The sequence below is a fragment of the Polynucleobacter sinensis genome (assembly GCF_001595985.1).
GTDB classification, from domain to species: domain Bacteria; phylum Pseudomonadota; class Gammaproteobacteria; order Burkholderiales; family Burkholderiaceae; genus Polynucleobacter; species Polynucleobacter sinensis.
In genome coordinates this window covers 121,683-133,346 of record NZ_LOJJ01000018.1, presented here as the reverse complement: position 1 = coordinate 133,346, position 11,664 = coordinate 121,683, and the positions used below count along the sequence as shown (strand labels likewise).

Sequence of the window (11,664 nt, the reverse complement as noted above, 5' to 3'; positions counted from 1 at the left end):
TATCTCTAGGTAAATTAAAAAACTACAAACAAACTACTCAAAAGCTTTAATACCCCCTGAAGCAATCAACCTCTCCCAGAACTTAGTATCAGTCTTCAAGAATTGGGAGAATGCCTCTGGAGAGTTTGAAACGTGCACCTCGGTTCCCTCTGATTCCAGTGCCTGCTTTACAGCGGGATTACTCATTGCTGTTTTTATTCCAGCATATAACTTGGTCACCACCTCTTGCGGCGTGCCTGCCGGTGCAAAAATCGCATTCCACTGAAATATTTCATATCCAGGCAAGCCGGCAGCCTTCATTCCTGGCAAGCCATCCACTAGGGGCGAAGCATCTTTACTTGTAACTGCCAGCCCTATCAGCTGACCAGATCGCATCAATTGCATCACTGTCGGCGTTGTTGCAAATGTTAATTGAGATTCACCACCAACAACGGAAATTACCGCCGGTGAACCACTTCTAAATGGGACATGGGTCATCTGAACGCCAGCTACGTCATTAAATAAAACACCGGCAAAGTGAGGACCAGAGCCAATGCCAGAACTGGAGTAATTTAATTTACCAGGATTAGCTTTAGCCAACTTAATCAACTCTGGAACAGAGCGTACTCCAAGATCTTTATTAACAGCCAGAACTAGTGGTGCAATTGTTAACTGAGAAATCGGGGTAAATTGACTTTGACGATAATCTGCCTTTGCATTTAATGCGGGATAGATGGACACACTACTAGCGCTAGAAATTAATAAGGTGTAACCATCTGGCTTTGATTTGGCTACGAATGAGGCTGCAGCAGAACCCCCAGCTCCAGGTTTATTTTCAATCACAATGGATTGCCCTAAGGCACGCCCTAAGTAAGGACCTACCAGTCGAGCCACTAAATCTGTGCCACCCGGTGCATATCCAACAATTAATTTAATCGGTCTATCTGGATAGCTTTCCGCATGCACTACGTTAATTCCAAACGTCACGAATACGAGCAATACAAATTTTTGAATAGCACTTAGTGCGAATGTCATAAAGGAAAATTTAAGCTCCATCAACTTGTATCCCTCTATCCTTCACAACTTTTTTCCACTTAGATGCGTCCCTATCAATAAAAGCAGTAAATTGCTGTGGCGTCATTGGCATAACCGTTAAGGTTTCTGCCTCAAACTTAGAGACAACTTGTGGATCCCTCAGGATGCGATTTACTTGGGCATTTAATGTGTTAACAATATCTCCTGGAATACCAGCCGGACCCGAAATTCCATACCATTGCAAACTAGAGAATTCCGGCATGCCAGATTCAGCAAAAGTTGGCACAGCGGGAATCTGCGGCACTCTCGCTTGAGAGGTCACCGCAAGGGCCTTTAATCGATTACCTTTAATAAATTGCAAGGCAGCAATGAGCCCAGGAAAGGCAAAGTCGGTTCTACCAGCCATCACATCGACCATTGCAGGCCCAATTCCCCGATATGGCACATGGAGAAATGGAATCCCCGTGGCGACACTTAACTCCTCCACCAATAAATGAGAGGATGTACCAGGGCCTGCCGATCCATAAGTGGCCGGCTTTCCGCGCCTTTTCAGCTCAGAAAATAAAGCTTCCAAAGTATTTGCCTTACTCAGCTCTGGCCCCACAACAAGAACGTTTGGTGAGCCGCCAACCATTGCAATGTGGGTGAAGTCCTTCATGGTGTCGTATGGCAAATTACGAATAGCAGGATTAGTGCCATGGGTACTGATATTGACAATCATGAAAGTTTGGCCATCAGGTGCAGCACGTGCAGTAGTTAAACTCGCAATCGTGCCACCTCCTCCCCCAATATTCTCGGCAATAAAAGAAACTCCCATCGCCTGAGATAACTTATCAGCCATAGTTCGGGCAATGAGATCTAAGCCACCCCCGGGTTGAGCCGGAATAATAATTCGAATAGGCCTACCATTTGGCCAGGTAGTCTTTGCCTCTAAATTTGCTGAGCCCAAAAAAGTAGAGCTAATTGCTCCGAACCCAGCCCACAATAAGTGGCGTCGACCCCTTAATATTTTTTCCATTTCGACCCCTTCGATATATTAGTAAAGCTTAAGCTAGCACTTTCCCGTGAACGCCGGCACTTAAGGTCTTTGCTTCCCAACGCTCCATTGGCACCACTTCTGCGACAGGGCCTCCTGGGGAGCGAAACTTTACCGGCAAATGGCCTGGCTCCGTCAAAATTTCCCCGCCATTGGCCTTAATCTCCTTAATGAAGGCATCCAGATCTTCAACTTCCATACCAATGTGATGAATACAAGGTGCTGGACCAGCAAAATCCGCCTCATCCGCATTAGGGGTTTCATAGTGAATTAAGGTTAAATCCATATAACCATCGGTCATGTGACAAGAAATATGGTCGCCATGCTTTCCCTTACGCAATACCGTATTGACATGCTTATAGCCAAATACTGTCTCATGAAACTTCCTAGATTCATCGATATTCAAGACGCGCATTGCTATGTGTTTAATTAAATTTGACATGATTACTTCCTTAGGTAGATTGATAAATGTGCCACATTCATATTAATCATATATATGATTAATATATTGTCAAGGACTTCATTGAATTAAAATCAAACGAGCACCCCACCCTAAAGGACTGTTTTGCATGAATAAGCGCGGTAGATTTGACCAACCCCTCTACAACTCAGTGAGAAGCGCGATGCTGGCCAAGCTGAGTAGTGGTGAATGGGTGCCTGGCGCCAAAATTCCTACCGAGCCAGAGTTGGCAAAAATGTTCTCAGTTAGCATTGGCACAGTTAGAAAAGCCGTTGAAGACCTTGTAGCTGAGAAAGTTTTACTTAGGAGGGCTCGAATCGGCACAACCGTCGCAAGACATGACCAGCACAACCAATTTAGCACCTTCTTCAACTTTGCCGACCCATCCGGTAACAGCAAGATGCTAATTGAACCGAAGTTGTTAGCCCTGAAAAAGGTGGCAAGCACTAAAGAGCTCTCAAAAATCTTCAATGTTCATGAAAATGATTCATTTTTTATGATCGATAACTTGCGCTTAATCAATGGGCACCCGGTGATGTATGACAGACTTTGGTTACCCCATAAAAAATTTTCCAAACTAACTCAAAAAGGTTTTGAGAACAGATTAGGATCAATATATTCACTCTACCAAACACAATTTGGCTTAACTGTCGTGAGAATTAAGGAGCATGTAGAAGCAATTAAGGTTCCTGAATTTGTTCGTGAAGAATTGGGATTAAAGAAAACGGATGCTATCCTTAAAATCACGAGATTTGCCTACACCTATGGTGATGAGCTTATCGAATACCGCAATCGCTATGTCAATACCAATCTCAGCCTGTATCAGAATGAACTGGGCTTAAAAGAGTAAATAGAAGAAATAAGCCGCTAACCCCAGGCTTTGGTTTAAGATAAAAGCATACGCAAAGGGGTCTAACATGAATCTGTTACGTACCAGCATTATTGGTGGCATCTGCCTATCAAGCCTGCATTTTTTCTGGGTGATTTTGCTTGCAATCGGTTGGGCACAGCCTTTGATGGACTTTATCTTTAAGCTGCACATGCTTAATTCACCATTTCAGGTTCAAGTCTTTAATCCACTACTAGCTCTTGGCTTGCTTGGTGCGACATTTCTGATTGGTTGCTTTTATGGCGCACTGTTCTATTTCATCAGAAGGCAATTCATCAAGTAATGAAGTTATTGCTTTAATTCGAGCATCCTTACCATCGAAAAGATGGACTCATTGTAGGGGGTTGGAATACCATAGCGCCTTCCAAGCTCCACAATATAACCATTGAGAAAATCAATCTCAGTACGTTTATTTTTTGCGAGATCTTGTGCGGTAGAAGAGATCTGTGTAGCCATCGTCTTAGCAATCAATTCATTTGCTTCTTTAGCTTCTGCAGCGGTAATTTTTATTCCCTTGCAGGTGGCAATCGCTAAAAACTCGGCTGTAATCCCCTCAATCAAAGCCATTACTTCAGGAATCTTCACCATCTCCCCATATGACATTTGGCCGATTCCTGATATTCCGTTGTAGGAGCAATTGACCAGAAACTTTAACCACATATCCCTATCAATCTGTGGCGCAATGTCACAAGGAACCGATGACGACTTAAATAGCTGGCATAGCTCACCAAGAATTTCCAAATCCCGAACGTTTGCTTGACTCAAGCAACCAACTAACAGCTCACCTCTTCCATGATGCTTCATTACTGTATCCCCAACCATTCCACAGGCAACATAGACCACGGCAGGATAAATGGGATTAGGAATAATTTGAGTGGCAATATCAACGTTCGCCACGCCATTTTGCAAACTCAGTATTACCGCCCGATGAGATAGTATCGGCGCAATATCTTCAATCACTTTTTTAGTGTCAGGAGACTTTACACTTAACAACACGAGATCAGCATCCCGCAATAATGAAATATCACTACTGGCATTCACATGCACAGTCTCACAAAAGGATTTGCAATCCATTGTCAAACTAGATGTATTAATTGCTTTAGCTCTGTCTGGTCTTGCAATCAAAGTGACATCGTGATGGGCACGCGCCAACATGCCGCCAAAATAGCAGCCCACAGCCCCCGCGCCCAACACATAGATCTTGCGAAATCCCATTAATAAGCGACCTTACGAAGCATCGCCAACCCAAGTGGTGAACTCTGCTGGAGAAACCCGAGGCGTATGAAAGGTATTCACAATATTGGACTTATCCGCATGACCCAAAGCCATACCGCACACCAACATTTCATTATCTCCAGCACCAATAAACGGCAAAATAATTTTTGAGTAATCATTCCAGGCCGCCTGTGGGCAGGTATCCAAACTTTCACCTCGCGCTGCGATCATCAAGTTCTCCAAGAACATGCCGTAATCGAGCATTGAGCCCATTCCCAAAGCTTTGTCTATGGTGAAAAATAAACCGACTGGAGCACCAAAAAACTCAAAGTTTTTACGATGCTGAGCATGCATTTTTTCTTTGTCACCCTTGGTGATGCCCAATAAACCATACAGACCCCAGCCATTTTCACGACGTCTATCGATATAAGGACTAAACCATTGACTAGGGTAATAGGAATAGCCCGGCTGGTACTCCTTAGCTAACTCTGGATTTAGCGCGATGCTATCGTACGCCGCACACACTTTTTGACATAGATCCTGACGCACCTGACCCTCAAGAACATAGACTTTCCAGGGTTGCGTATTGGTTCCTGACGGTGCCCTACTTGCTATTGCTAACAACTTTAGAATCGCTTCTCGAGAAATGGCTTGATGAGTAAATGCCCGCACAGACATTCGCGAAGTGATTGCGCTTTCAATTGATTTCATACTCGACTCTTTTGAGGTTTTCTCTCGATATTGTGACCCAATTCCCGAAAGAGAAAAATACCCCCAGTATTTCTAGCGGGGGCATCTCATATCCGACTGCTACAACCATTACAAAAACCTACCCCTGGGTAAGCTTAGTCTTAAATTCCGCAACCTGCTCTTCATATAAATCGCGACCATAAGCATCATTTGTCACAAAGAGAGGAAAATCCTCAATGACTAGCTTTTGTACCGCCTCGGCTTTCAAGTCCTCGTAAGCGACGATTTCAGCACTTTTAATACAAGCAAATAATGTCGCTGAAATACCGCCAATTGCAGAAAATCCTACCGCCGTATTCTTTTTACAAGATTCTCGAATCGCCAAGCCACGATTCCCTTTGCCAATTGCCGCCTTGACGCCTATGTCAAACAAGACAGTGGCGTAGGGGTCCATTCGATATGATGAGGTTGGAGCCACTACGCCAATAGCATGTCCCGGCTTAGTAGGGCCCGGCCCACCGTAAAAAACAACCTGCCCCGTTAAATCAATCGGCAGCGGCTTTCCTTCGTTTACCAAATCAATAAAGCGCTTATGGGCTGCATCACGAGCCATGTAAATAACGCCCGATAAAAATACCTCATCGCCAACGTGGAGTTGCTTGATGACATCATCTGTCAAAGGAGTAGTTAAATGATAAGTTGCCATAGTGATATTAAATTTCTGCAGTTTGACGACGTGCCGCATGGCACTGAATATTGACGGCTACTGGAAGCGCGGTGATATGACAAGCAAATGTTTCTACGGCAACCCATATCGCAGTGCTATTCCCCCCATAACCCTGAGGTCCAATACCCGTTTTATTGATTTCTTCAAGCAATTCTTTTTCGAGCTGGGCAATATGTGGCTCTGGATGGTAATCACCGATCTCTCGAGTAATAGCCTTTTTGGCAATATCACTCACCTTATCGAAGCTTCCACCAATCCCAACCCCCACCGTCAGAGGAGGGCAAGCACTCCCGCCCGCAGCCTCAATTGCAGCAACTACAAATTTTTTCACCCCTTCAGCACCTTCTCCAGGCAGTAAAAACTTCATCGTGCTCCAGTTTTCGCTACCGCCACCTTTGGGTAACACGGTAAATTTGATGGTAGATCCCGGAACTATTTCCGTATGAATCACAGCTGGAGTGTTGTCATTGGTATTGACGCGCTTTAAGGGGTCGCCCACGACAGATTTACGCATAAAACCATCCGCATATCCTTTACGCACTCCGGCATTAATCGCATCCTGGAAATCGCCCCCCACAATATGCACATCCTGCCCTACATCCACATAAACAATGGTCAAGCCTGTATCGTGACAATATGAAACATTATTCTCTCGAGCAATCTTGTCATTCTCGATCAGCTTGAATAAAACTGACTTACCAAAAGGTGAGGTTTCTTTTTCGGCGGCATCATGAAATGCTTTGACTACCGTTCTTGGCAATTCATGGCAGGCATCAATACATAACTTAGCAACGGTATTGATGATTTCATCAACGTGGATTTCACGCATATTCTTTCCTTAACTTAAGACAATAACTTTACAAATTCATGAATCAAATTGGATTTGCTTTCAAATCCAAATCCCGGGTTACTTGGCATGCTTACGCGACCTTCATTAATCTCCATATCATCGCCAAAGCCACCCATGGGCTGAAAAATATTGGGATAAGTTTCACAACCCCCAAGACCTAAGCCAGAAACCACGTGCAACCCCATCAGTTGACCCCCATGGGGATAAGCAAATCGTCGGTCAAATCCTCGGGTCTCTAACTCATCAATCATCTTGACGTATTCACTTACGCCATAACTTAATCCGGGATCCATTTGAAAAATATCTCGATCTGGACGAGCCCCACCAAATAAGACGAGATTTTTTACATCCTGATGCGAGAATAAATTCTCACCGGTAGCCAATGCTCCGGAGTACCCTTTTGAAAGCGCGGCATTTAATTCAAAATCAAGCGGATCGCCCGCCTCTTCAAACCACCATAGTTTATATTTTTGCATTGCACTGGCATAAGCCAATGCGTCATTCAAACTAAAACGACCGTTGGCATCAACTGCCAAATTCTGCCCAGAACCAGCAACCTCAATTGCAGCCTCAATACGCTGCATATCACGCTTCAAATCTGCGCCACCAATTTTCATCTTAAATTTAGTAAATCCGGCGTCTTGATATCTGGCTATTTCATTCCGCAAAGCCGAATCATTCTCACCATCATAGTAATAACCACCAGCAGCATAGACTGCAACAGATTCCTCGCGAGCGCCTCGATCAAAATATTTGGCAATCGTTTGACTAACAGGCTCGTCATCAAGACGTGCATTAATTTCCCAAATCGCAAGCTCAATCGCGCTGGCTGCCTGAGCTCTATCGCCATGACCCCCAGGCTTTTCATTCTTCAAAATACATGACAGCACGTTTTCAGGACTAAAGCGCTGGCCGGTCGAATCCAATAGCGAATCTGGAGTGGCCTGCATTAACCTTGGAATCATTCGAGAGCGAATGATTCCGCTTTGATCAAAACGGCCTATTGAATTAAATGCCAACCCAATGACCGGCTTGCCATGGCGCACTTGATCGGTAATGATCGCAAGCGCAGAGACGGTATGGCTTGAAAAATTTACTAACGCATTAGAAATATTTCCCTCTAACTTAACTGGCGTCTCGACAACCTTCAGTATTTTCACTACTAATCACCCTTCGCATTTGCTAAGGCTGCAACCTTCGCCCACTTCGCCATCTCTGATGCCAAATAATGATTAAATTGTTCGGGTGTTTTTTCAATTGGCGGGGTTAATGCCAGCTCTTTATATTTTTCCTGTATGGCCGGTGTTTTAATAATCTCATTAACCGCTTTATTTAAAGAGTCAATCACCGCTGTTGGCGTTCCCTTAGGGGCAACTAAACCAAAGAATGCAAGAGTAGTGAATTTGGGGAAGCCCTGCTCCGCCAAGGTAGGCACGCCTGGGAGGTAAGGGGAGCGCACGGTATCCAATACTGCAATAGCGCGCAATTGCCCCGCCTTAATTTGCGGAAGGATCGCTGGTAAAGAATCCGATGTGACAGGAATAAGTCCACTCATCACTTGAGTCTTTGATTCAGAACTACCCTTAAATGGAATGTGCAACATCTGAATACCCAGCTGCTGCTTCAAAAGCTCCATAGATAAATGCTGAGTTGAACCATTTCCAGCAGATGCATAAGTAATTTCTTTTGCCTTAGCAGCCTTGACTAGCTCATCCACATTTTTAATGCCAGAATCATTACTGACAGCCAAAATCTGCGGGGTAGTAGCCGCCTCAACGATTACTGAAAAATCTCGCAAGGGCTGATAAGGAAGCGTTCCCGGATACAGGACTGGCGCAATTGCAAATGGTCCTGAAGAGGTCATTAACAAAACAGATCCATCATTTTTCGCCCTAGCCGCATAAGTTGTACCGATCTGACCGCCAGCACCGGGACGGTTATCAATCACAAATGGCTTGCCATATTTTTTTGCAAGCTCAACCGCTAAGGTTCTAGCAATAATGTCACCGGTTTGACCCGCTGGGAAAGGCACCACAATGGTGACCGGCCCCGTTGGGTAAGCATGCGCAACCCCAATACACAAAACTAGCAGCAACACTAATGAAGTAATTCTTTTTTTCATCTCCGTCTCCAAGGCATTATTTGATGAATCATTATGTCATATGTCCGTACATACAAAAGTGTACTATGTCCGTACTTATAGTCAAGAATTTTTAAACATGAAGCAGGCGCTTTACGTCCAACTAGCTCAGAAACTAAAGCACGCGATCTCAGCGGGGCGCTATCCCGTTGGATCTCTTTTGCCAACAGAGCTCGAGCTCTCTGAGATCTACTCCGCTAGCCGGCATACCATCCGAGCTGCCATTGCTGAACTGCAAGCTCTTGGATTAATCTCAAGAAAAAAAGGGGTTGGCACCAAGGTTGAAGCCTCCTCCCCTCAAAAAAACTACAAACAAACTATTGGCTCTATCGAAGACCTTATTGCATTTAGCGAAACCTATGAGCGAACATTCTTATCGCTACAAAAGGTGTCGGCAAGTAAGAAATTAGCGGCGGAGCTGAAATACAGCGGCCGAAAAGATTGGATTCAGCTGAGCTATTTAAGGTATGTCGATTCAAAATCAAAATTACCGCTAAGCATTACTGATAATTATGTCGACGCCAAATATAAAGAAGTCGCCAATCTCGTTAAAAAAAATCCGCGTACACTTATTAGTAACCTCATTGAAAAAAAATATGGCATTTCAATAGCGGAAATTAAACAAGAGGTTATTGGGGTTGCTCTAAACAAATCCCAAGCCGTAGTCTTAAAGTCCAAAGAGAATGCCCCTGGACTCAAAATTATCCGCACTTATATCGATAGCTCAAATGATGTATTTGAAATCACGATTACTGTGTGCCCTGCAGATCGACATACCGTTATTAGCAAGCTGAGAAGAGATGTTGCAATCTAAATAGAGATCATCAGTTTGATAGGAATAAAAAACCCACCAATAATGGTGGGGTTTTTAGCGAGACTGAGCAATTCAGTTACGGCTTATTCACATCAACCACAACCCGTCCACGAATAGCGCCGGACAAAATTTCATTGCCAGCAGTAATAGCTTCTTGCAAACCCACAACTTTTGCAACTTCAGCAATCACTGATGGCTTCAAGTCTCGAGCAAGACGATTCCATGCATTCTCCCTCACCTGCTTAGATGCCATCACACTATCGACCCCAATCAAGCTAACGCCACGCAAAATAAATGGAGCCACAGTCAAAGGCAGATCCATGCCGCCCGCCAAACCGCAAGCTGTAACAGTACCGCCGTATTTCGAAGAAGCGCAGGCATTCGCTAAAGTGTGGGACCCAACAGTATCTACCACGCCAGCCCAACGCTCTTTTTGTAAAGGCTTACCTGCAGCCGAGAGAATCTCACGATCCATCACTTCTTTTGCACCTAAGCCCATTAAATAAGATTGCTCGCTCACCTTGCCCGTAGATGCAACTACGTGATAGCCCAAGGTCGAAAGAATGGAGATAGCAAATGATCCCACACCACCAGATGCGCCAGTGACTAAAATTTCTCCACTATTTGGATTAACGCCATTACGCTCCAAAGCCAGTACACAAAGCATAGCTGTGTAACCAGCAGTGCCAATTGACATGCAGTCCTGAGAAGATAATGACTTGGGTTTTGTCACCAGCCAGTCGCCAGACACTCGAGCCATTTGAGACAAGCCACCCCAATGAGACTCACCCACACCCCAACCATTCAAAATGACTTCATCACCCACCTTCCAAGCAGGATGATCGCTCTGGGTCACACTCCCGCAGAAATCGATCCCGGGCACCATAGGGAACTTTCGGACAACGGGTGACTTGCCCGTAATAGCTAACCCATCTTTGTAGTTAATAGTGGAATGATTTACTGCGATTGTTACGCCGCCTGACTCAAATTCAGGCAAGTCAGAGTCCTGCAACTCTTTAATCTGGGAGACAGTCTTGCCGTCATCAGCTTTAGTTAGGTAGATCGCTTTAAACATTAGCACCCCTTCTATTTTTTGTCATTGTTGGTTTTAATAATTCATTGATAAAAAGATCGCTCACAATTTTTAAGGGGTTAGCTGATTTTTCCAGCTTTGAACAAAGTACAGCACCCTCCCAAGCGCTCCAAAAAAACTTAGATAACTCCTTGCTACTTACTTTTGTCTCAATCTCCCCAAGCTTCTTAGCCTCTTCAATACAGAGCTCAACACGCTTACGCCAATCAAAAATTACGTCGAAGAGTTCTAATCGGAAGCTTTCTTCCAGGCTCGCCATCTCTTGACCCAAGTTGCCAATGAGGCAGCCTCGCTTAAACTCAAATCGTGTTACTCCCTTTGTAGCTTCCTCGCAAAACGCCTTCAATCGTCCCAAAGGACTTTTACTTGGGTCTTCAAGTACGCGCTCCAACTTCCTTGAGAAATAGCGTCCATAGTTTTTTATCACCTCAATTGCAAAGTCTTCTTTACCTTTGAAATAGTAATAAAACGAACCCTTCGGAATATCGGCGGCCATCACAATGTCATCCAGACTCGTACTACTAAATCCCTTTTGAGTGAAGATGGCCGTGCCAATGTCAATCAACATTTGGCGTTTGCCCCCCTTTTTACTGAGAGTCTCTTTTGGGTCTAGTAATTGAGCAGTCACCCACTTCTCCATTGAACGGATTTGATAAGAATGTAATATACACTAGACGAACGGTCAACTATTGTTTATAAAGAGAATATCCAAACATAAAAAATCGGTGGAGGAGAC

14 protein-coding genes are annotated in these 11,664 nt (G+C 44.4%); 3 read left to right on the top strand and 11 right to left on the bottom strand.

The window, feature by feature from the left end:
- Nucleotides 1–33: 33 nt before the first annotated feature.
- The 3 genes from AOB49_RS10590 to AOB49_RS10580 are packed head-to-tail and all read right to left on the bottom strand — an operon-like array spanning nt 34 to nt 2,492.
- Nucleotides 34–1,014 carry a Bug family tripartite tricarboxylate transporter substrate binding protein gene (locus AOB49_RS10590; RefSeq protein WP_082784161.1) on the bottom strand — a complete coding sequence of 327 codons (981 nt, stop codon included), beginning with the start codon at nt 1,012–1,014 and terminating at the stop codon, nt 34–36.
- Nucleotides 1,015–1,024: 10 nt separating this feature from the next.
- A complete protein-coding gene (locus tag AOB49_RS10585; protein ID WP_062310893.1) occupies nt 1,025–2,032 on the bottom strand; it encodes a Bug family tripartite tricarboxylate transporter substrate binding protein in 1,008 nt (335 codons plus the stop codon).
- A gap of 28 nt (nt 2,033–2,060) precedes the next feature.
- Nucleotides 2,061–2,492, bottom strand: a complete 432-nt coding sequence (locus tag AOB49_RS10580) for a VOC family protein (protein ID WP_062310891.1) — start codon at nt 2,490–2,492, stop codon at nt 2,061–2,063.
- Nucleotides 2,493–2,619: 127 nt separating this feature from the next.
- Here AOB49_RS10580 and AOB49_RS10575 point away from each other — a divergent pair, with 127 nt between their 5' ends.
- On the top strand, nt 2,620–3,360 hold the full coding sequence (locus AOB49_RS10575; RefSeq protein WP_062310889.1) for a GntR family transcriptional regulator: 741 nt from the start codon (nt 2,620–2,622) through the stop codon (nt 3,358–3,360).
- Nucleotides 3,361–3,427: 67 nt separating this feature from the next.
- Nucleotides 3,428–3,682 (top strand): hypothetical protein, encoded by a 255-nt coding sequence (locus AOB49_RS10570; protein ID WP_062310887.1) that lies wholly within the window; start codon nt 3,428–3,430, stop codon nt 3,680–3,682.
- A 5-nt stretch (nt 3,683–3,687) separates the two neighbouring features.
- Here the strand turns inward: AOB49_RS10570 and AOB49_RS10565 are convergent, their stop codons facing one another.
- The 6 genes from AOB49_RS10565 to AOB49_RS10540 form a co-directional block, all read right to left on the bottom strand.
- Nucleotides 3,688–4,614: a ketopantoate reductase family protein gene (locus AOB49_RS10565; RefSeq protein WP_062310885.1), complete on the bottom strand. Its 927-nt coding sequence runs from the start codon at nt 4,612–4,614 to the stop codon at nt 3,688–3,690.
- A 12-nt stretch (nt 4,615–4,626) separates the two neighbouring features.
- Complete coding sequence (locus tag AOB49_RS10560) at nt 4,627–5,325, bottom strand: nitroreductase (protein WP_062310883.1); 699 nt, start codon at nt 5,323–5,325, stop codon at nt 4,627–4,629.
- 118 nt (nt 5,326–5,443) lie between these two features.
- Nucleotides 5,444–6,010 (bottom strand): FumA C-terminus/TtdB family hydratase beta subunit, encoded by a 567-nt coding sequence (locus AOB49_RS10555; protein ID WP_062310881.1) that lies wholly within the window; start codon nt 6,008–6,010, stop codon nt 5,444–5,446.
- A gap of 7 nt (nt 6,011–6,017) precedes the next feature.
- The gene (locus AOB49_RS10550; RefSeq protein ID WP_062310879.1) at nt 6,018–6,860 is read right to left on the bottom strand and encodes a fumarate hydratase; all 843 of its coding nucleotides are present in this window, start codon (nt 6,858–6,860) and stop codon (nt 6,018–6,020) included.
- A 14-nt stretch (nt 6,861–6,874) separates the two neighbouring features.
- On the bottom strand, nt 6,875–8,041 hold the full coding sequence (locus AOB49_RS10545; RefSeq protein WP_062310878.1) for an enolase C-terminal domain-like protein: 1,167 nt from the start codon (nt 8,039–8,041) through the stop codon (nt 6,875–6,877).
- Nucleotides 8,042–8,043: 2 nt separating this feature from the next.
- Nucleotides 8,044–9,003, bottom strand: a complete 960-nt coding sequence (locus AOB49_RS10540) for a Bug family tripartite tricarboxylate transporter substrate binding protein (RefSeq protein WP_062310875.1) — start codon at nt 9,001–9,003, stop codon at nt 8,044–8,046.
- A gap of 40 nt (nt 9,004–9,043) precedes the next feature.
- On the opposite strand from AOB49_RS10540, the gene AOB49_RS10535 reads away from it, so the two are divergent.
- Nucleotides 9,044–9,835: a GntR family transcriptional regulator gene (locus AOB49_RS10535; RefSeq protein WP_082784153.1), complete on the top strand. Its 792-nt coding sequence runs from the start codon at nt 9,044–9,046 to the stop codon at nt 9,833–9,835.
- A gap of 76 nt (nt 9,836–9,911) precedes the next feature.
- On the opposite strand, the gene acuI is transcribed toward AOB49_RS10535, so the two are convergent.
- Together acuI and AOB49_RS10525 are read right to left on the bottom strand one after the other, a co-directional pair.
- Nucleotides 9,912–10,910 (bottom strand): acrylyl-CoA reductase (NADPH), encoded by a 999-nt coding sequence (gene acuI / locus AOB49_RS10530; protein WP_062310873.1) that lies wholly within the window; start codon nt 10,908–10,910, stop codon nt 9,912–9,914.
- Nucleotides 10,903–11,556 carry a TetR/AcrR family transcriptional regulator gene (locus AOB49_RS10525; protein ID WP_062310871.1) on the bottom strand — a complete coding sequence of 218 codons (654 nt, stop codon included), beginning with the start codon at nt 11,554–11,556 and terminating at the stop codon, nt 10,903–10,905. Before AOB49_RS10525 ends, acuI begins: the two co-directional genes overlap by 8 nt.
- Nucleotides 11,557–11,664: the final 108 nt, after the last annotated feature.